At 27.6% G+C, this 24,033-nt stretch carries 23 protein-coding genes; 21 read left to right on the top strand and 2 right to left on the bottom strand.

Annotated elements, in window-relative coordinates:
• Nucleotides 1-36: 36 nt before the first annotated feature.
• The 7 genes from HMPREF0078_RS07160 (at nucleotide 37) to HMPREF0078_RS07130 (ending at nucleotide 7,540) form a co-directional block, all read left to right on the top strand.
• Nucleotides 37-1,146, top strand: a complete 1,110-nt coding sequence (locus HMPREF0078_RS07160) for a glycosyltransferase family 4 protein (protein WP_004839478.1) — start codon at nucleotides 37-39, stop codon at nucleotides 1,144-1,146.
• Nucleotides 1,147-1,159: 13 nt separating this feature from the next.
• Entirely contained in the window at nucleotides 1,160-2,260 is a 1,101-nt protein-coding gene (locus HMPREF0078_RS07155; protein ID WP_004839477.1) for a glycosyltransferase family 1 protein, read from the top strand.
• A gap of 95 nt (nucleotides 2,261-2,355) precedes the next feature.
• Nucleotides 2,356-3,414 (top strand): EpsG family protein, encoded by a 1,059-nt coding sequence (locus HMPREF0078_RS07150; RefSeq protein ID WP_039920608.1) that lies wholly within the window; start codon nucleotides 2,356-2,358, stop codon nucleotides 3,412-3,414.
• 23 nt (nucleotides 3,415-3,437) lie between these two features.
• Nucleotides 3,438-4,517, top strand: a complete 1,080-nt coding sequence (locus tag HMPREF0078_RS07145; RefSeq protein ID WP_004839475.1) for a glycosyltransferase family 4 protein — start codon at nucleotides 3,438-3,440, stop codon at nucleotides 4,515-4,517.
• A gap of 34 nt (nucleotides 4,518-4,551) precedes the next feature.
• Complete coding sequence (locus HMPREF0078_RS07140) at nucleotides 4,552-5,490, top strand: ATP-grasp fold amidoligase family protein (RefSeq protein ID WP_004839474.1); 939 nt, start codon at nucleotides 4,552-4,554, stop codon at nucleotides 5,488-5,490.
• Nucleotides 5,491-5,492: 2 nt separating this feature from the next.
• Complete coding sequence (locus HMPREF0078_RS07135; protein ID WP_039920607.1) at nucleotides 5,493-6,986, top strand: lipopolysaccharide biosynthesis protein; 1,494 nt, start codon at nucleotides 5,493-5,495, stop codon at nucleotides 6,984-6,986.
• Nucleotides 6,987-7,000: 14 nt separating this feature from the next.
• A complete protein-coding gene (locus HMPREF0078_RS07130; protein WP_004839472.1) occupies nucleotides 7,001-7,540 on the top strand; it encodes a serine acetyltransferase in 540 nt (179 codons plus the stop codon).
• 72 nt (nucleotides 7,541-7,612) lie between these two features.
• Here the strand turns inward: HMPREF0078_RS07130 and HMPREF0078_RS07125 are convergent, their stop codons facing one another.
• Together HMPREF0078_RS07125 and HMPREF0078_RS07120 are read right to left on the bottom strand one after the other, a co-directional pair.
• Nucleotides 7,613-8,698, bottom strand: a complete 1,086-nt coding sequence (locus tag HMPREF0078_RS07125) for a GDP-mannose 4,6-dehydratase (RefSeq protein ID WP_004839471.1) — start codon at nucleotides 8,696-8,698, stop codon at nucleotides 7,613-7,615.
• Between the two features lie 9 nt (nucleotides 8,699-8,707).
• A complete protein-coding gene (locus HMPREF0078_RS07120; RefSeq protein ID WP_004839470.1) occupies nucleotides 8,708-10,180 on the bottom strand; it encodes a nucleotide sugar dehydrogenase in 1,473 nt (490 codons plus the stop codon).
• 278 nt (nucleotides 10,181-10,458) lie between these two features.
• Here HMPREF0078_RS07120 and HMPREF0078_RS07115 point away from each other — a divergent pair, with 278 nt between their 5' ends.
• The 14 genes from HMPREF0078_RS07115 to HMPREF0078_RS07050 all read left to right on the top strand — a co-directional run bounded on the left by HMPREF0078_RS07115 (nucleotide 10,459) and on the right by HMPREF0078_RS07050 (nucleotide 23,535).
• Nucleotides 10,459-11,097, top strand: coding sequence for a YveK family protein (locus tag HMPREF0078_RS07115; protein WP_004839469.1), 639 nt, complete (start codon nucleotides 10,459-10,461; stop codon nucleotides 11,095-11,097).
• A 1-nt stretch (nucleotide 11,098) separates the two neighbouring features.
• Nucleotides 11,099-11,761, top strand: coding sequence for a CpsD/CapB family tyrosine-protein kinase (locus HMPREF0078_RS07110; protein ID WP_004839468.1), 663 nt, complete (start codon nucleotides 11,099-11,101; stop codon nucleotides 11,759-11,761).
• Between the two features lie 45 nt (nucleotides 11,762-11,806).
• Nucleotides 11,807-12,259: a hypothetical protein gene (locus HMPREF0078_RS07105; RefSeq protein WP_004839467.1), complete on the top strand. Its 453-nt coding sequence runs from the start codon at nucleotides 11,807-11,809 to the stop codon at nucleotides 12,257-12,259.
• Between the two features lie 847 nt (nucleotides 12,260-13,106).
• Complete coding sequence (locus HMPREF0078_RS07100; RefSeq protein WP_004839466.1) at nucleotides 13,107-13,454, top strand: CidA/LrgA family protein; 348 nt, start codon at nucleotides 13,107-13,109, stop codon at nucleotides 13,452-13,454.
• Nucleotide 13,455: 1 nt separating this feature from the next.
• Entirely contained in the window at nucleotides 13,456-14,199 is a 744-nt protein-coding gene (locus HMPREF0078_RS07095) for an LrgB family protein (RefSeq protein WP_004839465.1), read from the top strand.
• 23 nt (nucleotides 14,200-14,222) lie between these two features.
• The gene (locus HMPREF0078_RS07090; RefSeq protein ID WP_004839464.1) at nucleotides 14,223-15,398 is read left to right on the top strand and encodes an ArsA family ATPase; all 1,176 of its coding nucleotides are present in this window, start codon (nucleotides 14,223-14,225) and stop codon (nucleotides 15,396-15,398) included.
• Nucleotides 15,395-16,558: an ArsA family ATPase gene (locus HMPREF0078_RS07085; RefSeq protein ID WP_004839463.1), complete on the top strand. Its 1,164-nt coding sequence runs from the start codon at nucleotides 15,395-15,397 to the stop codon at nucleotides 16,556-16,558. Before HMPREF0078_RS07090 ends, HMPREF0078_RS07085 begins: the two co-directional genes overlap by 4 nt.
• A 32-nt stretch (nucleotides 16,559-16,590) precedes the next feature.
• Nucleotides 16,591-17,142, top strand: a complete 552-nt coding sequence (locus HMPREF0078_RS07080) for a LutC/YkgG family protein (protein ID WP_004839462.1) — start codon at nucleotides 16,591-16,593, stop codon at nucleotides 17,140-17,142.
• A 26-nt stretch (nucleotides 17,143-17,168) separates the two neighbouring features.
• Complete coding sequence (gene ldhH / locus HMPREF0078_RS07075; protein WP_004839461.1) at nucleotides 17,169-19,328, top strand: L-lactate dehydrogenase (quinone) large subunit LdhH; 2,160 nt, start codon at nucleotides 17,169-17,171, stop codon at nucleotides 19,326-19,328.
• Nucleotides 19,329-19,330: 2 nt separating this feature from the next.
• Nucleotides 19,331-20,332, top strand: a complete 1,002-nt coding sequence (locus HMPREF0078_RS07070; protein ID WP_004839460.1) for a polyprenyl synthetase family protein — start codon at nucleotides 19,331-19,333, stop codon at nucleotides 20,330-20,332.
• A complete protein-coding gene (locus HMPREF0078_RS07065) occupies nucleotides 20,332-21,252 on the top strand; it encodes a prenyltransferase (protein ID WP_004839459.1) in 921 nt (306 codons plus the stop codon). The genes HMPREF0078_RS07070 and HMPREF0078_RS07065 overlap by 1 nt, the downstream gene beginning before the upstream one ends.
• Nucleotide 21,253: 1 nt before the next feature.
• On the top strand, nucleotides 21,254-21,937 hold the full coding sequence (locus HMPREF0078_RS07060; protein WP_004839458.1) for a ubiquinone/menaquinone biosynthesis methyltransferase: 684 nt from the start codon (nucleotides 21,254-21,256) through the stop codon (nucleotides 21,935-21,937).
• A 20-nt stretch (nucleotides 21,938-21,957) separates the two neighbouring features.
• Nucleotides 21,958-23,250 carry an FAD-dependent oxidoreductase gene (locus HMPREF0078_RS07055; protein WP_004839457.1) on the top strand — a complete coding sequence of 431 codons (1,293 nt, stop codon included), beginning with the start codon at nucleotides 21,958-21,960 and terminating at the stop codon, nucleotides 23,248-23,250.
• A complete protein-coding gene (locus HMPREF0078_RS07050) occupies nucleotides 23,251-23,535 on the top strand; it encodes a ferredoxin family protein (protein WP_004839456.1) in 285 nt (94 codons plus the stop codon).
• Nucleotides 23,536-24,033 lie beyond the last annotated feature (498 nt).

The raw sequence follows: 24,033 nt of genomic DNA, 5'->3' as shown, positions 1-24,033 counted from the left end.
ATTTAAAGTTTATAATATTTAAATGGAGTTTTAATAATGAAAGTTGCAATAATGTGTAATGGATTTAGCTCTAAAGGATTTGATAGGGAAGAATTAGTAGATAATTTAAATAAAAAAGGTTATGACGTATATCTAGGGCTAATTAATGATGGAATAATTAACAAATGTTATAACGAACTCAATGCTAAATTAATATTTATAGATGCTAATAGAAATAATACAAATCCTTTTATAGAATTAAAATCATTATTGAATATAAAAAATAAATTGAAAAAAGAGAATATAGATTACGTTATTATATACGGTATAAAAAACCACATATCAATGATTCTAGGAGCCAAAATAGCCGGAGTAAAAAAAATAATGTGTGTTGTCAATGGAAGAGGTAATCTTTTTATATTAAAAGGTCTAAAATGGGATTTAGTCAGAGCAATATCACTTCCTATGCTTAAATTATCATATAGATTAGCGGATTTTATATGCTTTCAGAATAATGATGATAGAAAAGAATTTATAGATAAAGGTTTAGTTAAAAATACATCTAAGGTTTTTTTGACGGGTGGCTCTGGTGTTAATCTAGAAAAATTTAAAAAATTAGATCTTGTAAATGAAAATTCATTCTTATTTTTATCAAGAATAACAGAATCTAAGGGGCTTAAGGAATATATTTATGCTGCAAAAATCGTGAAAAAAAAATATCCGACAGCTGTTTTTGATGTTGTTGGACCATTAGATAATGCAGTGGAAAAATCAAGTTTAAATGACATTTTAAAAAAAGCTGAAGATGAAAATACTGTAATTTATCATGGAGAAACAAGAGATGTGTCAAAATGGATGGCAAAATCTAGATTTTTTATATATCCTTCATATTATCCAGAAGGTGTTCCAAGATCAGTGTTACAGGCTTTAGCAAGTGGCAGACCTGTTATAACGTTTAATACACCAGGATGCAAAGAAACCGTAAAAAATGGTGTAAATGGTTTTGTTGTTGAGAAGAAAGACATTAAAGCTTTAGCAGAAAAAATGATTTGGATGATTGAACATCCTAAAGAAACAGAAAATATGGCACAAGAGTCTAGAAAGTTTGCTGAAGATAATTTTGATGTTTTTAAAATTAATGAGAATATAATAAATAGACTTAAATAACTTAAGGAGAACAATGATAAGAGTATTACATGTATTAGGTGGATTAAACAGAGGCGGAGCTGAAACTATGGTAATGAATTTTTATAGATATATAGACAAAAGTGAAGTTCAATTTGATTTTATTATTCATAGTGATTCGCAAAATGATTATAGAGAAGAAATAGAGAGTATGGGTGGGAAAATATACGTGTTCCCTAAGTTTAAAGTATATAATATTTTAAGTTATAGAAATACTTGGAAAAGTTTTTTTGACGCTCATCCAGAATATAGAATTATTCATTCCCACATTAGGAGTTATGCAAGTGTGTTTTTTCCTATAGCTAAAAAATATCATTTAAAAACAATTATACATAGCCATAGTACTTCAAATGGAAAAGGATTTAAGGCTATTATTAAAAATATACTACAAAAACCTTTAGTGAAACAGGCTGATTATTTGTTTGCATGTTCTGAATCTTCAGGAAAATGGTTATATGGAACGGAAAAAATAAAAGAAGATAATTATTTTTTAGTAAAAAATTCTATTGACGTTAATAAATATAAATATAATGAAAAAATAAGAACTAAATATAGAAATGCTTTAAATATTGAAAATAATTTGGTATTTGCTCATGTTGGGAGGTTATCTAGTCCTAAAAATCATATTTTTTTATTAAAAGTTTTTAAAGGAATTTTGGAAAAAAACTCAAAATCTATTTTATTAATTATTGGAGATGGAGAGTTGAAAGAAGAAATAAATACAAAAATTAAAGATTTGAACTTGAAAGGGAAAGTATATATGATGGGTTCAAGAGAAGATGTTGATAACATTCTACAAGCGGTAGATGTCTTTCTCTTCCCGTCATTTTGGGAAGGATTACCAGTTGCTGTTGTGGAAGCTGAGGCTTCAGGTTTACCATGTATTTTATCAGAATCTGTAACAGAGGAAGTAAAATTATTACCAAATCTTAAATATTTGCCTATAAATCAAGGAGAAGGTGTATGGGTAAATTATATATTAAATATGAAAAAAAATAGACTAAAAGAAGCGTCGGAAATTGTTAGATCAAAAGGTTTTGATATAAGAGATACAACTAGATGGTTATTAGAATTTTACAAGAATTTAGCTTCTTAGTTAAATTAATAGATGTGCTGCTTTAAATTTTGTTTTAAGCGAGTCAATCATCTATATAGGTTTTGATAACGAATTAGTTTAAGAAAGGGAATTTTTTGACAATTTATATATTTTTATTAGCTTTTATACTACTAAATGTGTTTTTAGAGGCATCATTTTCGTCTTTAAAAATTTCAAAATACAAATTGAATACGGGAAAAATTAGTTTTTTCTTATGTTTTATATCTATACTTATGATTGGGCTTATGAGAAATCAACATTTAGGCGTTGATGTAGATAACTATAGATATTATTTTTTGAAGTTTTATCCAAGTAAAAGCATTAGTTTTTTTATATTTAATTTTAAATATGATATTGGCTACGTTCTTTTAAATAAATTTATTAGATTATTTACAAGTAATTTTAGAATATTTGAAAATATTGTATTTATAATTAGTTATGGAATTTTTTCTTACATTATATATAAAAGATCCAAATGCTTTTCACTTAGTTTTTTAGTATATTTAGGTCTTGGATTTTTAGGAACTAATTTATGCATTTTAAGGCAAGCTATAGCGTGCTCTATTTGCTTTTTAAGTTTTGATTTTATTAAGAAAAACAAAAAATTAGTTAGTCTTTTATTAATATTACTTGCTGTTACGTTTCATAAAACGGCTATATTTTTCTTATTATCTTATCTAATTATTAAGGGGAATGATAGCAGAGTGTTATTGATTAAAAAAAATTTGTTTCTAATGTTATCTATTTTAGGTGCTATGTATATAATCCCGCATCTGTATAAATTCTATTCGAATGATTACTCTAATACATCGGTTTCTGGTCAGGGATATAAATTACTATTTTTTTATATTATAATATCTTTTATTTTAAGAATAATAATGAATCGTAAAAAATTAAATAACGAAGTTAAAGATTATGAAGGATCATTTGGAGCGATATATCTTCAAATTGGTGCAATAAGTTTTTCGTTATTTGCGAGAGTTACAAGATATTTTGAACTAATATATACTCTTTCAATACCTAATATTACTTATGAATCTAAGTATAGGAAATTTTATATATTTATTTTTGCATTAATATTTTCAGCATTATATATATATGGATTAGTAACTGATGGTTGTCAAATAGTACCTTTTGAATCATTTCTAACTTAATTATATTTTAATAGGAGATATTAATGAAAATTTTATTTTATATAAATACATTAGGAAAAGGTGGAGCTGAGAGAGTTGTAACAAATTTAGCAAATCAATTTGCAGATGAAAATAATACAATTATTTTAGTAACTTCTTATAAAGTTGAAAAAGAATATAAGACAAATTCAAATGTAAAAAGAATTTGCTTAGAAGACTATAAAAAATCTTCAAAAAATAAGATTTTTAAAAATATAAATATTATTAGACAATTAAAAAAGATAATTTGCATGAAGAAACCTGACTTAGTTGTTTCATTTATGAGAGAGCCAGTTGTAAGGGCTTTGCTTGCTTCTAGAAAATTAGATGTTAAAAATATAATCTCTATTAGAAATGATCCAAGCAAAGAGTATCCAGGAATTACGGGGAAATTAATATCAAAATATATACTTCCTAAAGCTGATGGATGTGTTTTCCAAACTGAAGATGCTAAAAAATATTTCCCGATCAAATTACAGGGTAAATCTAAAATAATATTCAATCAAGTTGATGAGAAATTTTTTGATGTAAATATATATGATCCCAAATATATAGTTTCAATAGGAAGACTAAGTCATCAAAAAAATCAAATGATGTTAATTAATGCATTTGCAAAAGTAAATGAAAAATATCCAGATGAGAAATTATTGATCTATGGAGATGGAGAACTGAAAGAAAAATTAAAAAATGAGATAAATAAAAAAGGACTTGAAGATAGAATATTACTTATGGGTTTAACGGATAATATTCCAAAGGTTTTATCAAAAGCAAAGATGTTTATCTTATCTTCAGATTATGAGGGGATGCCTAATACTCTTCTAGAAGCTATGGCAGCTGGTGTTCCATGCATATCTACGGATTGTCCGTGTGGTGGTCCTAAGGCTATTATAAATCATGGAGTAGATGGAATTTTGGTTCCTGTAAATAATGAAAAAGAGTTAGCAAAAAATATTCTTTTATTATTAGAAGATAATGAATTTTCGAATGAAATAAGGAAAAATGCAAAAGAAAAATCTGAAATATTTAAGCCAAATAATATATTTAAACAATGGCAAGAGTATTTTGAACAAGTGATAAATAATTAGAAAGGAAATTGTACAAAAATACAATTATGATAAAATGGTAAATAATATTATTAAAAAGGCTAATAAATATATATCAAATCAAGAATATAGATTGAGAGTAAATTCAAAACTTGGCTTGTATAATAATATGGACGATAAAAAGTTTATAGAAAAAATGTTTAAAGCTACTATGGATTATCCTTTAAATTTAGAAAATCCAAAATCTTTTAACGAAAAATTACAATGGTTAAAACTATATGATAGGAATCCATTATATACAAAATTAGTAGATAAATATAAAGTTAGAGAATATATATCTGAAAAAATCGGAGAGGACTATTTAATTCCTTTATTAGGAGTATGGGATGATCCAGAAGAAATTGATTTTGATTCTTTGCCAAATAAATTTGTTCTAAAGTGTAATCACAACTCTGGTCTAGGAATGTGTATATGTACAGATAAAAGTAAAATTGACATAAAAAAAGTAAAAAATGAATTAAAAAGTGGGTTAGCTCAGAATTATTATCTTAATGGGAGAGAATGGCCTTACAAAAATGTTTCAAGAAAAATAATTTGCGAAAAATATATGACAGATGAAACGGGAAAAAATTTAAGAGATTATAAATTTTATTGCTTTGATGGAAAGCCTAAGATTGTTGGAATTTATCAAGATAGAAATTCTGATAAAGAAACAACTGGAGATTTTTTTGATATGAATTTTGAATGGGTAGACTTAAGATTTGGAATGCCTAATGCTTTAAATAAACCTCAAAAGCCACAAAAATTTCAAGAAATGATTAAAATTGCGGAGATTTTATCTGAAGGAATGCCAGAGGTAAGAGTAGATTTATATATAAGCAATAATAAAATTTATTTTGGGGAGTTGACATTTTTTGATGGTGGAGGTTTTGATAAAATTGAGCCTCTTGAATGGGATTATAAATTAGGTAGTTGGATAAAATTACCGAAAAAAATGCTAAGCAACGGAGACTAATAATGAATAGAAAAAAGCTATTAGCTCTTAACACAAGTTCATCGCTAATATTTCAGTTAACTACAATTGTATGTGGCTTTATTGTTCCTAGACTTATATTAAAATCATACGGTTCTGAAGTCAACGGTTTAATAAATTCAATAATGCAATTTTTAGCGATTATATCATTCTTGGAACTTGGAGTTGGAGCTGTAATTCAATCATCATTATATAAGCCTTTAGCGGAAAATGATTATAATCAAATAAGCAGAGTTATGGTTTCTGGTCAGAAGTTTTTCTCAAGACTTGCTACAATACTTTTGGTTTACGTTGTGATTTTGATGGGGATTTATCCGTTAATAGCAAAAACAAATTTTGGATTTTTGTATACTGCTATAATGATTCTAGTCATAAGTATAAGCTCTTTTGCTCAATACTATTTTGGAATTGTCAATAGTTTACTTATAACAGCAAACCAAAGGGGATATTTTTCTTACAATATTCAAACAATAACATTAATATTAAATACTATAGCTTGCTTTATTCTAATAAAATTAGGAGCATCAATTCACATAGTAAAACTAACTACATCATTAATATATTTAGCCAGACCACTAATTCTTTCGCTTTATGTAAAGAAAAATTATAAAATAAATTGGAATATAAAATACGATGAGGAACCAATAAAACAAAAATGGAATGGAATAGCTCAACACATTTCAGCGGTTGTATTAGATGGTACTGATAATATTGTACTTACAGTATTTATGGGACTTGAAATTGTTTCGGTTTATTCTGTATATAATATGGTTGTTATGGGAGTAAAAAAACTTCTTATGTCAATGACAAATGGAATTCAATCATTGATGGGTGAGCTTTTAGCTAGAGAAGAAATTGATAGATTAAGAAAATTTTTTGGTTGGGTTGAATGGAGTATTCATACTGGAACAACTTTTATTTTTGGAGTTACAGCTATTTTAATAATTCCATTTGTAGAAGTTTATACATCAGGAATACATGATGCAAATTATATTCAACCATTATTTGCAGTTTTAATAGTAGCAGCAAATGCAGGTCACTGTTTACGTCTACCATATAATATATTGATTTTAGCTGGCGGTCACTACAAACAAACGCAAAATAATTATATAATTGCAGCTATAATAAATATTGTAATATCAATTTTATTTGTAAATATTTTAGGCTTAGCTGGTGTTGCGATAGGAACGCTATTGGCTATGTTTTATCAAACAATATGGATGGCAATATATGATTCTAAAAATTTAATACGTTGGCCTATAAAATATTTCATAAAACAATTATTGGTTGATGGAATTACTGTTTTATTTTTTGTTATTATTGCTAAATTTTCCACTATAAATGAGATTACATGGATTTCTTGGATTTTATATTCAATAAAAGTTAGTATTATTTCTCTAGTGTTTATGGGAATAATTAATGCAATATTTTATAAGAAATATATTACTGTTATATTAAAAAAATTAAAAAGATATTAGTTAAGGGAATAATAATGCGTGAAAATTGTAAAAGTAAATTAAAGGCAGATTTATGTAGATATGGTGGAGATTATAAAAAAATTCCTAAATTTCAAAAATGGTTTAGAAAATATCAAGATTCAAATAATCATCTATTAAAAATTTTCTATAAAGTTTTATTTGTTTTAAATAGAAAGAAAAATTTTGTAGAATTGTCTGTTAATTCTAAGATTGGTAAGGGTTTATATATAGGACATCCTTTTGCGATTACAATAAATCCTGAATCTATTATTGGTGAAAATTGTAATATACATAAAGGAGTTACAATAGGACAAGAAAATAGAGGAAAGAAAAAAGGAACTCCTTCAATAGGTAATGAAGTATGGATTGGAATAAATTCGACAATAGTTGGGAATGTTCGTATAGGTAATGATGTATTAATTTCTGCAAACTCATTTGTAAATTTTGACGTACCAGACCACTCTATAGTAATAGGAAATCCTGGGAAAATTATCCCAAAAGAAAATGCAACTAAAGATTATATTAATAATAAATATAATGATACTTGTAAATAAATTTCAAAAAATAAAAAAGCTAATTATATAATAATTTAAATTACTATATAATTAGCTTTTTTTCAAAGAAATTTATATCTTATAAAATTCTTTATACCATTCAGCAAATTTTCTGATACCATCTCTTAGGCTAGTGTCTGGTTTGAAGCCAAAATCTTTTTCTAATGGTTTGGTGTCGGCGTAGGTTATTGGGACATCTCCTGCTTGCATTGGGACTAATTTTTTATGGGATTCGAAATCGTAATCTTCTGGTAATACTTTTGCCCTTATTAATTCTTCTTGGAGTATTGTTACAAAATCTAATAAATTTTCTGGGTTGTTGTTTCCAATATTGTAAACTTTGTATGGTGGAATTGGCAGTCCATCTTCCCCGTTTTTTCTTTCTGGTGCTTTTTGTATTACTCTTTTTACACCTTCAACAATGTCATCAATATAGGTAAAGTCTCTTTTACAATTTCCGTAATTAAATATTTCTATTGTTTGGTCATTTAAAAGTTTGTTTGTAAAACCAAAATATGCCATATCAGGTCTTCCTGCTGGTCCATAAACTGTAAAAAATCTTAAGCCAGTTGATGGGATATTATATAGTTTACTATAGGCATGAGCCATAAGTTCATTAGATTTTTTTGTTGCAGCATATAAGGATACAGGATTGTCTACCTTATCATCAGTGCTATATGGAACTTTTTTGTTTGAACCATAAACTGATGATGAAGAAGCATAGACAAGATGTTCAACTCCTTTTGAACCATTGTCATAAGAATGACGACAAGCTTCCAAAATATTATAAAATCCAATCATATTTGAAGAAATGTAAGCATCTGGATTTGAAATTGAATATCTTACTCCAGCTTGAGCACCCAAATTTACAACTACATCTGGTTTGTGCTCTTCAAATATTTTATCAATAATCTCTTTATTTGAAATATCTTCTTGATAAAATTTGTAAGAAGAATTTGGATTTTCTTTTAGACATTTTTCAATTTCTTCAAGTCTCCATTTTTTAATATTCACATCATAATAATCATTCATATTATCAATCCCAATAATATTTATTGGTGATTGAGTTTTTAATAATTCAAGTACAAGGTTTGATCCGATAAAACCTGCAGAACCTGTAACAAAAACTGTTTTATTTTTTAAATCTATATTATTCATTTTTTTACCTTAATCTCTTTTAAAAATATCTCTAGTATAAACTTTATCAATTACATCATCAAGACAAGAATCATATCTGTTTGCAATAATTGCTTGACTCATTTTTTTAAATTTCTTTAAGTTATTTACTACTTCTGAACCGTAAAAAGTTTCTCCGTTTTTAAGAGTTGGTTCATATATAACTACCTTTGCTCCCTTTGCCTTAATTCTTTTCATAACACCTTGGATCGATGATTGGCGGAAATTATCAGAATTTGATTTCATAGTAAGTCTATATACACCAATAACTTTTTCACTTTCTTTTTCTGGATCCCATTTGCTATTTGAAACATAGGCACCAGCTTTTCCCAAAACTTGATCAGCAATAAAATCTTTTCTAGTCCTATTAGAATCAACAATAGCAGAAATCATATTTTGAGGAACCTTATCAAAATTTGCTAATAATTGTTTGGTATCTTTTGGAAGACAGTAGCCACCATAACCAAAAGAAGGGTTGTTGTAATGAGAACCAATTCTTGGATCAAGACAAACACCATTAATAATTTCTTCGGTATTTAAATCTTTGCTTTCAGCATAAGTATCAAGCTCATTAAAATAAGAAACCCTAAGAGCAAGATAAGTATTAGCGAAAAGTTTTACAGCCTCAGCCTCAGTAAAGCCCATAAACAAAGTATCAATATCTTCCTTAATTGCACCCTCTTGTAAAAGATGAGCAAAAATTTCAGCCTTTTCACGACTTTCATCATCACAAGAAACTATGATCCTTGAAGGATAAAGATTATCATATAAGGCTTTGGATTCTCTTAAAAATTCCGGACTAAAAATTATATTTTTAGTATTATATTTTTCCCTAACAGATTTAGTGTATCCTACAGGAATAGTTGATTTTATAATCATAGTAGCTGAAGGATTAACCTTCAAAACCAATTCGATAACAGATTCAACAGCAGAACAATCAAAAAAGTTCTTCTTAGAATCATAATTAGTAGGAGCAGCAATAACAACAAAATCAGCATTCCTATAAGCAGCCTCACCATCAAGAGTAGCAGTCAAATCAAGGTCTTTTTCCTCAAGATATTTTTCAATATATTCATCTTGGATAGGAGATTTCCTCTCATTAATTAAATCAACTTTCTCTTTAATAATATCAACAGCAGTAACATGGTTGTGTTGAGACAACAAAGTTGCAATAGAAAGACCAACATATCCCGTGCCGGCAACAGCTATATTGTATTTTTTATTAGAAATTTTTTTGTTTACTTTGTTTTTATCATCTTGAAATAAATCTGTAATTTCAAATTCTAAAGTATCTGATAAAGACTCAAGCTGTTCTATTGATGGAATATAGTTTTGAGATTCTAATTTGCTAATCATAGTCCTGTTTATACCAGTTATTTCTTCTAATTTTTTTTGTGTTAAATTTTTTTCTTTTCTTTTATCAGAAACGGTTTTTGACAATTTCTCTATTGATAGTTTTTTCATTTTTTTCTCCAAATCATTATTATAACTTTTAATTAATAATAACAAAAGCGTGGGAATAAGTCAATTATAAATAACAATCATAAAATAAATTTATAGAAAACAAGATTATAAGCAATTTTAAATAACAAATATTTATGGGTTAATTTATTTGGTTTCTATATTTAAGTATATAATAATCTGGAAGTATTGATATTAAGTTAAAATTATTATAAACTATAAGATAGCTAGAATTTAAAATTCTTGAAATTATTATATTTTAGATTAAAAGGAGAAATTGGATGAATGATAATGAGTTAGACATAATAAGAGTTTTGAAAACTTTTATATGTAATATACATATAATTTTATCTGTAGCCATAGTGTTAGGAGCAGGATTTTTCACAATAAGTAAAGTTTCAGCAGTTCCTACTTATGAAACATCAACGATTATAATGACAGAAAAATCATCGAATGATAGTATTAATGCTACTTATGCAAATCTTTCAAAATCTAATTTATTGGTATCAAAAGTAAAAAATAAATTAGGGTTAGAGATGTCTTACGAGGAATTTACTAATAAAGTTACAGTTGAGCCGATATCTAACACTAGAATGATTAACATAGTGGTTAAAGATACTATACCAAAAAGAGCTACGGATATTGCAAACCAAACAGCTATAGAACTAAAAAGTGCGATAGGAAAACTTAATAAAAACAGAGTTATAATCGTAGATAAAGCTAGACTGCCTAAAAAGAATATAAATCAAAATTCAAAGAAAAATGGTGCAATAGGATTTGTGTTAGGATTTCTAATAGGAACTTTAATATTATTAGTAAAAGAACTAACTAATACAAGAATCAAAAGTGCTGATGAAATTAAAGAATATTATGATATTCCTTTGATAGGAATAATTCCAGATAAGGCAAAAGGAGAATAATATGATAGAAAATAATGGATATTTAAATAATTCATCTTTATATGATGAGTCTATATATTCTATAAAAACTGCTATAAAATATAACAAGAATTATAGCAAATGTAAGGTTATTGGCATGACGTCTTCAAATCCAAATGAGGAAAATATTGAAATTTTATATGATCTTGCTAAAACTTTTGCCAAAGATTGTCTAAAAGTTGCTATTTTAGATTTTGATTTGAGAATGCCAAAATTAGGAAATATTATAAAAGCTGATAAAAATTTTGGGCTAACAGATTATTTTAATGATGAAATTGATGTTGAAAAATTATTGTTAAAAGATAAAACAGAAGAAAATTTATTTATTTTATTGGCAGGTCAAAGACCAACAAATCCAACTCAAATACTAGATTCAAAAAAAATAAAAGTATTGATAGAAAATTTATCAAAAGAATTTGATTATATATTTATAAATGTACCTCCAGTTGATTTATTGGCAGATGGCTCAATAATTTCAACTTATTGTGATGGTATTATTGTGGCAGTAAAATACAATGATACAAAAAAAGAAGACCTTGACAAGGCAATTAAAAATTTACAAGAAGTTGATGCAAATATAATAGGTTTATTGATGACCCATGCGCAGGTAGATAAAAATCTATATAAGAGCTATCTTAATAAATAGTTTTTATTTATAGAAAAATAGCTATTAGAAACTTTGGAGGAAAAGATGAAAATCAAAAAAATTATATGTCTTCTTGTTCTTCTAATTAGTTTGAGTTCATGTAAAGAAGAAAAAGAAAATTATCAAAGTAAAAATGTAGATGTAGATACAATTTTTGATAGTGATTTTTCTTATGATTATTCAGATGATGAAGATGAAGAACTTGAAAAATTAACAAAATTGATTAAAAAAAGTGCAAATGAGCTATCAAGTACTGAAGATATAAAAGAAAAAGAAGATAGCAATTTAGGAATAGGAAAAGAATTTGTAATATCATCAAAAACTGATTTTAGAAAAGAACCTTTTGAAGATGAAGATAATATTATAGAAAAAATCCCAAAGAATTCAAAGGTAAATTTAATCAAAAACGTAAAAGTTGATGGACAAAAATGGTCTAAAATTTCTTTTAATGGAAATATTGGTTATGTTAGAAGAAATGCTTTGAAAAATGAGAAGTAAATAGTGTTTTAAATTAAGATTTATAAATACTCTCTTTGTAGATTAAATCTGCAAAGGGGGTATTTTTTTGATTAATTTATTAATTTTTAAAGTGTTTTGAATTTATGATATAATTTTAAATTTTAATGCTCAATATTTTGTATTAAAAATTTAAAATGATTAATGGAATATTTTTAAATTGTGAAATAATATATCAAAAGTGTTTATGCAATGTTAAATGAAACAAATTGGCGTTTGTATTTGGCTAATAATTTTCTTGTTTTATTGATAAGAAATATTGTAATTACTTGTTATATTTTTTTATAATTATTTTAAAAAACAAATCTGTATTGAAGCTAAAAAAACATTTTCTTTTTTAGAAAATTATGATATACTTTAAAAAAACATATTTCTGGATAGAAAATAATTGAATATAATTTTAGCATTACTATTACATATTAAATTTTTTATTGATTAATGTTAGCATTTACACGTTTTGTTTGTTAATTTTGATAAGTATATTTTTATTTGATTATTTTTCTTGTCCTTAATTTATATTATTATTTATTATAAACCCAAACAGTTTAATATTGGTTAAATACCTAAGAAATCGACATCAAGAGTTTGGATTTTTTTAATTTTATTTTTGTTGCGGTGAAATTATATGGATCCTATAATTTTAATATTTTTGCGACAAATTACACATAAGCTATTTTTTTATATTAAACAATAGTTTTAGCTGTTGTTTATGGAAGGAAGTGGGAGTTTAAAAAGATATTTGGTAGTAAAAAAATATATATTTAGTTTATATATTTGTGCTTAGAGTTTATAGGGCTTTTAAAAGAAAAATGTATTTTTAGGAGATTTTATGAAATATGTTAAAGAATTTTGTTATTTGATTTTTTTCTTGCTACTAGGCTTTGTAGCTAAGAAATTAACTGGGCTACCAATACCTGAACCAGTTTTTGGTATGATTTTTTTGTTTGTTGCTTTGCTATTTAAGATTGTAAAGGTTGAGGATGTTGGAGAAACATCAGATTTTCTAACTTCTATTCTAGCTTTTACTTTTACTCCTCTTGGTGTTGGTCTTATGGTGCAATTTGATGTAATTAAAGATAATGCAATACAAATACTTGTGGTTATGACTATATCTTGCTTAATAACTATGGCAATAACTGCTAAAATTGTAGAAATAGTACAAAAAGTGAGGAAGTAATATGAGCGAATTTTTGAATACTTATATAGCTGATAATGATTTTTTTGGAATTGTTTTGAGCATAGTTATGTTTAGAATAGGAATGATGGTTAGTAAAAAAACTAAAATAGCGTTTTTTAATCCGTTATTGCTTGCTATAATATTTTGTATAGCTTTTTTGAAAATTACTGGTATTAGTTATGATAATTTTAATAAGGGTGGAAAGTACATATCATTTATGATAGCACCAATTACTGTCGCTTTAGTTGTAAGTTTGTATAGAAATATAGATAGATTAAAGGCAAATCTTGTTCCTATTTTAATAGGGGTAATAGTAGGGTCTATTGTTGCTATTTTGTCTGCTTATTTCCTATCAAATATTTTTAAATTTGATAAGAATTTGACTTTGTCAATGATGCCTCAATCAGTAACTACTCCTATTGCAAAATCGTTGACTGAGGAATATATCGGTAAATTTGGGGCGGATGAAGTGACCATTAAGACTTATGCAGCAATTACTGCAATAACAGTTATACTTAGAGGAACTGTTGGAGCTATATTTGCACCTACAGTTATGAAAATCATGAGAGTAAAAGATTCTGTAGCTATTGGTATTGGTATCGGTACGGCAAGCCACGCAATGGGAACATCAAAAGCTATAGAAATGGGAGAAGTTGAAGGAGCTATGAGTGGATTATCTATTGCTATAGCTGGTATTTGTACAGTTATTTTGATGCCACTTTTTGTAATGCTTTTTATAAGTTAGATTTTTTTGAATTTTGAAATTAAATGAATAAAAAAATTTTTATGTACACAGGAAAAGGCGGTGTTGGCAAGTCTACTATATCAAGCGCTACTGCTATTATTTCTGCAAAAAAAAATATAAATACAATTTTAATCAGTATAGACCAAGCTCATAGTTTATCAGATGTTTTTGGAATAAAAATAGGCAGAGAGATTACTAAAGTCTGTGAGAATTTGTCTGTTGTTGAAATTGATAGCTCAAAAATTTTAGAGGAAAGATTTCCTGATATAAAGGCTGGTCTTGCAGATAGGTTTAGAAAAATAGATTTTTCAAAAGTATCTTATAATTCAAGTGTTGATATGCCATTTATTGCTAATATATTGTCATTGCTTAAAATATTGGATATATACGAACAGTTTGATTTTGAAAATATAATAGTGGACTGTCCAGCATCAGCATCTACATTTGCTTATCTAAAAATACCAGAAATGCTTTCGTGGTATTTGGAGAAATTTTTTGGAATAGGTAAGGGAATAATTAGAACTTTAAGGCCTGTATCTAAATACAAATATAAAATCAACTTGCCAGATAATCAATCTTTGGATGAAATTGAAATTATTTATAAAAGGCTTATAAAATTAGAGGAAATTTTAAAAGATAGTAGGATTTCAACGGTTAGATTGGTTGGATTGGCTGAGAAGATGGTTTTAGAAGAAAGTAAAAGAGATTTATCTTACCTAAATCTTTTTGATTATAATGTAGATGGATTTTTTGTTAATAGACTTTTTGATGACGATAAGAGTGATTTTGTAAGAAAGAGAATAGAAATACAGTCAAAGCACTTAAAAGAGATTGAAGATTGTTTTTATAATATGCCAGTATATAAAATAAAATTGATGAAAAAAGATTTAATAAACCTAGAGGATATAGAAAAATTTGCAGAGGAATTATCTTTTAAAGGTTCAATTTTAGATATAAAACCTATTTGTGAAAATTATAGTTATGAAAAAATCAATGATGGATATATATTGAGGATAAATATTTCAAAAATTCATGATTATGATGTCTATAAAAAAGGGACAGATATAAATATTAGAGTGGATGATATGAAAAGAATTATTAGCTTGCCCAATATTTTGTTTGATTCTTATATTCACAAATGTGTCCGCAATAACGATGAGCTTTATATATATTTAAAAGTAAAACAGGATAAGATATGAGAATTATTATAAATACTGGCAAGGGTGGAGTTGGAAAAACTACAATTTCAGCGCTAACAGCTATAAATATTTCCAAAAGATATAAAACTTTAGTTATAAGTAGTGATCTTGCTCATAGTTTAAGTGATTTGTTTGAAGAAAAATTAAATGATAGTCCCAAGCAGATAGCAAATAATCTTTACGGACTTGAGATTAATCCCATCAAAGAAAGTAAAAAAGCGTGGGGAAATATAAGCTCTTATATGAGAGAGCTTGTAAAAGAAAGTGTAACAACAGAAATACAGCTAGATGAGTTGTCACTTCTTCCTGGATTTGATGATGTATTTTCTCTACTTAAAATTTTAGAAATTTATAAAGAAGGAAAGTTTGATGTTTTAATTGTTGATTGTGGGCCTAGTGGTGAAACAATATCCCTGCTATCGACTGGAGAAAAGTTTAATAATTTGTCGGATTCATTAGTACCATTAGTTAAGAAGTTTAATAGTATTTTTGGAAGCTTTATTGAAAAAAGAACAGACGTTAAAAAACCAAAAGATATTGTATTTGATGAGTTTATAAGTTTATCAAAAAAATTATACGAACTTGAACGTATATTACAAAATCCAAATATAACAACAATCAGATTTATAAGCAAGGCAAATAAAGTTATAGCAAATGAAACTTTTAGATCTTATAGCCTTATAAATATGTATGGATTTTTATCGGATTGCGTGTTTATTAATATGATATATCCAGAAGAAATTCAACAATCTTCTTATGGAAATCTATTAGATGAAGATAAAACAAATATTATAAAAATAGAAGAATTTTTTAAAGAAAAAAAAGTTTTTAAGATTCACTTACAAGATTATGAAGTTATCGGGTTAAAAGCCTTAAACAAGTTGCATGATAAGATATTTAAAAATCTTAAACTAGAAGATATTTTCGTTAATGATAAAGCGTTTTATATCATAGAAGAAAAAGCTAGTAAGATTATTGTAATAGATTTGAAATATGCTAAAGAAGAGGAGGTAGAAGTTAGAAAAATAGGAAATGATTTAGAAGTTTCTTACTTAAATTATAAAAGAAGATTTAAGTTGGCAGATAATATATCTTCAAGGAAAATAAGCTCATTTTCTTTGCAAGATACCAAGCTTAGAGTTGTAATGGATTATGACTAGAATATGTAAAAATAAAAAATGAGAGGTCGTAAATGATAGAAAATAAAATAGAATTATTTGACACTTTTGCAAAAAATTTAGAAAGTGTTAATGGTACTTGTTATAAAACAAGTAAGAATGATTTAGCAGAGACACTTGTAAATATTTATAAAGACAATGGAATAGAATCAACTTGTATGTTGGAAACAGAGCTTGCAAAAGAAGCAGGAGTAGTTGAAGCTTTTAGAAAAAATGATATTACAGTTTATACTGATCATATTAGACTAAACAGCGAAACAGCTAAAGGCGGAATAACAGAAGTTGCTTATGGAGTGGCTGAGCTTGGTTCTGTTGTACAAGCAAGTGATGAAGTAGATGCTAGGCTTATGGCTATTATGCCAGATTATTATATAGGAATAGTTAAAGGCTCAACAATTGTGGAAAGTTATGATGATATGTTTGACAAACTATCCGAATTAAAACCTTTCCCAAAATATGTAGGTTTTATAACAGGCCCTTCAAGGACAGCAGATATAGAGTGCGTAAGTACGGTTGGTGTTCATGGTCCTTTGCAAATGAGTATAGTGATAGTTACAGATCTATAGGTTTAAGATTATAAGAGGAGATTAATATGGTTGATAATATTAGTTTAAAAGAAGAGATAAAAGATGCGTTAGACAATGCAACTTTAGGTAGAACCCTCGGAAATTTTTGTAAGACTTATCCAAAAAGAAGACTAAATTCTTATCAAGGAATTGATTTTAAAGAAACTCAACAAGCTATAAAAAGAGTAAAAACATTTGCTGCTGAGCACGTTGATGAAATGATAAGTGAATTCAAAAAGAATTGCGAGGCAAGAGGCGGACACGTTGTTGTAGTAAAAAACAAAGAAGAAGCTGCAAAATGGGTTGAAAACTTTTTAAAAGAAAAAGACATAAAAACAGCCGTAAAATCTAAATCAATGTGTTCTGAAGAAATTCATTTTAATAAGATACTAAAAGATAATGGTGTAGATTGCCAAGAAACTGATTTGGGAGAATTTATTATTTCACTTGAAGGAAATAGCCCAGTACATATGGTTATGCCAGCCTTGCATTTAAATAAGGAACAAGTTGCAGACTATTTTTCAGAATACACTAAAACTAAACACGAACCTATAATATCTGAAGAAGTAAAAACTTCAAGAAGAGTTATGAGAGATAAGTTTAAAAATGCAGATTTAGGAGTTTCAGGAGCAAATGTTGCAGTTGCTGAAACTGGAACAGTATTTACAATGACAAATGAAGGTAATGGTAGAATGGTAGGAACCCTTCCAAAAAATCATTTGTATATATTTGGAATAGAAAAATTTGTAAATTCAATTTCTGATGCTAGATGGATTTTTAAAGCTCTCCCTCGTAATGGTACTGCACAAAGAATTACAGCTTACTTATCATTGTATACAGGTGCTTGTGAAGTAACTACTGACAAAGAAAGTGATACAAAAGAAGAAAAAGGATTCTATTGTTTGATTATAGATGATCCAGGCAGAAGAGAAATATTGGCTCAAGAGGGTTATAGAGAAATATTTAACTGTATTAGATGCGGAGCTTGTCTTGATGTATGTCCAGCCTTTGCTTTAGTAGGAGGACACGTATATGGTTCCAATGTTTATACTGGAGGAATAGGAACACTTTTAACTCACTTCTTAATTGATAAAGATAGAGCAAATGAAATAGAAAGTGTATGTCTACAATGTGGTAGATGTAATGAAGTTTGTGGTGGTGGACTTCCGATAGCTGAAATGATAATGAAAGTTAGAGAAGAACACGTTAAGGAAAATCCAGATCCAATAAAGAAATTTGCATTAGATGCAGTAACAGATAGGAAACTTTTCCATTCATTATTAAGAATTGCATCTATTGCTCAAGAGCCATTTACTAAGGGCGACACAATGATTAGACATCTTCCAGATTTCGTATCAGGAATGACTGGAGGAAAAGTTCTACCATCAATAGCAAAAGTTCCACTTAGAGATATTTTTGATGAAATTGAACAAAATGTAGAAAATCAAAAAGGAACAGTGGCTTTATTTGCTGGTTGTTTACTTGATTTTGTATATGTTGATACAGCTAAATCTTTGATTAAAAATATGAACTCAATAGGATACAAAGTAGAGTTTCCTCTAGGTCAAGCTTGTTGTGGTTGTCCTGCAAGCAATATGGGTGATGTTGAAAATGCTAGAAAAGAAGCGGAAATAAATATAAAAGCCATGGATGCAGAGAAATACGATTATATTCTTCTTGCTTGCCCATCATGTACTCATCAACTTCAATCTTACAAAGATTTCTTTGAACAAGGAAGTGAAATGTATGAAAGAGCAAAAGTTTTGGGAGAAAAATGCGTAGATTTTTGTAAATTATTCCATGAAAAAGATGACAAAGTAAATGCAGTAGATGGAAAAGAAGTAAAAGTTACTTACCATGATTCATGCCATTTAAAGAGAACTTTGGGAGTTTATGAAGAACCTAGAGATTTACTTAAAAATACAGAAGGCGTAGAATTTGTTGAGATGGAAGATAGCGATAACTGCTGTGGATTTGCAGGATCTTATAATGTTTTATATCCAGATATTTCATCAAAAATATTAAAAAACAAAATAGAAAATATCAAAAATTCTGGAGCAGATGTGGTTGCTGTGGATTGTCCAGGTTGTATGATGCAAATTAGAGGAGGACTTGAAGCAGAAGGTCTTGATATTAAGGTAAAACACACTTCAGAAATAATATCTGAAAAGAGAGGATTAATCTAAAAATGAATTTTGCAATAAGTGAATGTTTAGCAAAAGAATCAAAGCAAACTATTATAGATTATTTAATTGATAAAACACTTGTAGAAATGAGAGAAATCTTAGGAGATTACAAGCAAAGCCAAAAGCTCTATAATATTATTGAGAATACTTTGATTTCTAGCGGAAAGATGATTAGAACAAAGCTTTTGATTTATATAAGCCTGATGGGAGAAAACCAAATTTCAGATAAAATAATTAGTCAATGCGCTGCAGTAGAAATAACTCATCTTGCATCACTTATTCATGATGATATAATAGACGATTCGCTAATTAGAAGATCACATAGGTCAATCCAATCAAAATATGGCAAAGATGTAGCCGTATTTGCAGGCGACTATATGATATCTAAAGTATTTAGTTACTTGGCAAAAAAAGGACTTGTCGAAGAAATTTCTATAATATCTGACACTATTAGAGATATGTGCAATGGTGAAGTTGGTCAAAATCTAATAAAATACAGACTAGATATTAGTGAAAAAGAATATTTTGAAAATATTTGCGGAAAAACTGCTTCATTTTTTAAAACAGTTTGTTATTTTGGAGCGAAAAATGCTGGATTCAATCAAATTGATATTAATAAAATGGTTGAATTTGGAAAAAACTTAGGCTTGATGTTTCAATTGAAAGATGACATTTTAGATTTATTCTCAAGTAAAGATGAAACAGGAAAAGGAGAGTTTGTTGATGTAAAAGAAGGAGTATACACATATCCTTTATTATCCAGCATGAATGATGACAAGTATGGAGATGAAATATATAAGCTGCTCAATAAAAACAAAGAAGTAAGTCTTAATTATGACGAATTACTTACATTAAGGCAATTACTCATAGAATCAAAAGCTTGTATTTTAAGTTCAAAAAAAATCAAGGAGTTTGCCGATAAAAATAGGTTGATACTAGCAAGTCTTCCAATTAGAGAATCTGATTACTTATATAAGATTTTAGATAAGATAGAGAAGAACTAATGAAAACTTATCAAAAGATGACATTAAAAAACATAATTAATTTTGCAAATCCAAAATCATTTGTAGCATCTATTATTCCTTCGATTTTTGGGATTTTGATGCTGATAAAATCAGGATATTCCATAAGTTTATTAAGGTCTTTGGGTTTGGTTTTATCGTGTGTTTTCCTACAATCATCCGTAAATACTATAAACGATTATAGTGATTTCATAAATGGAGTAGATAGTAAGGAAGATAACTTAAAAGAATCTGATAATATTATGTTCTATAATTGTATTAGACCAGAAAACGTTAGAAATTTAGGGCTATTTTTTCTAACGATTGGAATTGTGTTTGGACTTTTAACTTTAGAAAGTATAAATTATAAAAGTATCATCATAGGGATAATCGGAGTAATAACGGTTTTAAATTATTCAATGGGACCTTTCCCTATTTCATATCTTCCAGTAGGAGAAGTATTTAGTGGAATAGTAATGGGAGGATTAATACCTATCGGTGTATTTAGCGTGATTTCAGAAAAAATTGATTTTACAATTATGGGATATGCAATGCCTTTTATAATAGGGATTTCATTAATTATGATGAGCAACAATTCAAGTGATATAGAGAAAGATAAAAAAGCAAATAGAAATACACTTGCTGTTGTTATGGGTAGGAAAAATATTAGAATTTTATATAAAATATTAATTATAGTGTGGTTTATATCACAATCCTATCTAGTCCTTTATTTTGGAGGGTATAAAGCTTTAATCATAGATTTAATCATATTCTTTTTAAAAAGAAAATTTATATTTAGAATTTTTACAGCAAGCCTACTTCCTCAAGATAGAGTTAGGCAAATGATGGATATAGGGCTTACAAATATTTTATTAAATTTCAGTTATTTAGTAATAATAGCCATAAGTTTAATAGGAGAATAATATGGAGAAAAGCAAAAAAGTTTATGAAATATTTCAAAAAATTTCGCCATATTATGACAAGGCTAATGATAGGATAAGCCTAGGATTACAAAAAAGTTGGAAAGAAACATTAGTAAAGGATATTTTAAAAAATATCAAAAATGATGAAAAAGTATTGGATGTTTGCTGTGGAACAGGAGATATAGCAATAGAAATAGCTGAAAAAAGTGATGCAAAAGTTGTTGGTGTAGATTTTTCAGAAAATATGCTTAGGATATCAAAAGAAAAATCAAAAAAAATAAATAACATAACTTTATTAAAGGCAGATGCAAAAAATATTCCATACGAAAATTCAACATTTGATTATGTAACGATATCTTTTGGTTTAAGAAATACAGATGATTATGAAAAAGTAATAAACGAAATGGTTAGAGTAGGAAAGAAAGGAATATATATATTAGATTCCTTTCCAGTAGAAAATAAAATTATAAAACCATTTTATAAATTATTTTTTAAATATCTAATGCCAGTCCTTGGTGGAGGTATTAAAAGATATAAAGATTATATGTGGCTATATGAATCAACGAAGAATTTTATCAGTCCAAATGAAATAATAAAAATCTGTGAAAGATTTGGAGTTGAGAATATTGAAGTAAAAAAAATGCTCTTTGGAGCTTGCGTAATGATCAAAGGGCAAAAATTATAATTCAACACACGGGGGAAACAATGAGTGAAGATAAATTTGATGTTATAATTGTAGGAGGCGGTGTTGCAGGATTATCTGCAGCTATAGTTTTAGCAGAAAATGATTTAGAAGTTATGTTGGTTGAAAGAGGAGACTATTGTGGAGCAAAAAATGTGACAGGAGGCAGGTTATATGGTCATAGTTTAGAAAAAATAATACCAAATTTTGCCGAAGAAGCTCCGATAGAAAGAAAAGTAGTAAAAGAAAAAATATCAATGATGAGTGAAAAATCATCTTTTGATATAGGATTTTCATCAAAAGCTCTTGGCAAAGATAAAGATTCATCCTATGTAGTATTACATAGTAAGTTTGACCAATACCTAGCAGATAAAGCAGAAGAAGCAGGAGTTTCAATAATAAGTGGAGTTTTAGTAGAAAAATTACTTGTAGAAGATGGAAAAGTAGTAGGTATTGATGCTACAGGAGAAGAAGTATTTGCTGATGTAGTAATAATAGCTGATGGAGTAAACTCATTACTTTCTCAACAATTAGGAATAAAAAAAGAACTAGAACCTCATCAAGTAGCAGTTGGAGCTAAAGAAGTTATTGAATTATCAGAAGAAATAATCAATGAAAGATTTAATCTAGAAAGCGATGAAGGTATGAGCTGGCTTTCATGTGGCGATCCAACCATAGGAGGATTTGGAGGAGGCTTTATTTATACAAATAAAGATTCCATATCTATCGGAGTAGTTGCAACATTATCAGATATAGGTTATGCAAATACAAAAATAAACGATTTGTTAGAAAGATTCAAAGAACACGATAATGTAGCACCATTTATAAAAGGTGGAAAAACAATAGAATATTCAGCACACCTTGTTCCAGAAGAAGGCATTCATATGATTCCAGAATTATATGGAGATGGTTTCCTTGTAGTAGGAGATGCAGCAGGTTTTTGCGTAAACCTAGGTTATACAGTAAGAGGAATGGATTTTGCAATTGAAAGTGGTAGACTTGCAGCACTATCAATAATAGCTAGCAAAGAAAAAGAAGATTACAGTAAAGAAAGCTTATCAATTTATAAAAAACTTTTAGAAGACAGCTTCATAATGAAAGATTTAAATACTTTCAAGGCATTCCCAACAATATTAAGCAGAAGAGAAATTTTTAAAGACTTCCCAGAAATTATTAACGATGTAGCAGAAAGAGCTTTCAAAGTAAATGGCGAAGATTCCAAAGGATTTATAATGGGAACAGTAAACGACCTTGCAAGTAGAATGAGCGCAACACAATTATCAAACTTTATTTCCGCAGTAATGGAGGCACTATAAATGAAAAGAATGAGCATAGAAGATAAATTAGGTCTTGATATATACCATACAGATGAGCATAATTCACACATCGATGTAGATACAGACTACAAAGATGAAGAAGAAATAAATAAACTTTTAATGGCATGTCCAGCAGGTTGCTACACCTATGTAGATGGAGTTTTTGGTTTCAGTCACCTTGGATGCTTAGAATGTGGAACATGTAGAATCCTATCACATGGAAAAATTGTAAAAGATTGGAAACATCCACAAGGAGAAGTAGGAGTAACTTTTAGACAAGGCTAAACATAAGAAAATAAGAAAAAATTAGAATAATTAATCCACTAATCATAAAATTCGATATAAGACTAGAAATAAAAAACAGCATTGTAAAAAATCTGATATGTACCCTCTTTACTGGACAAACCAGTAAGGAGGGTATTTTTTTTAAAATTTATAAAAGAAGACATAAAAAAGAAAAATCCCCAAATATAAAAGATGCTAGAGAAGGTAATTAAAAATTTATTTTGACGAAAAATTGCTTAGGCTAGAAAAAATATTTTGCAAAATAAAAAGTAAATAGTTTTTCAAATAAAAATTAATTTAATTAAACCAAATTGTATTAATTAGTAGATAATAATTCGAAAAATTTAATTACATTAAATAATAAATTATGATAAATTTTAATAATGTTATTCATATAACAAAAATTATCTGTTAGATAAAAATAATGTTGACATTGGTGGACAATCTCATATAATGGTAGTGATAAAAGATTAACAAAGAAAATTTATAAGGAGAAAA

Origin of the sequence: Anaerococcus vaginalis ATCC 51170, assembly GCF_000163295.1 — a bacterium.
Lineage (GTDB): Bacteria > Bacillota > Clostridia > Tissierellales > Peptoniphilaceae > Anaerococcus > Anaerococcus vaginalis.
This window is presented reverse-complemented; position numbering and strand designations above follow the sequence as displayed.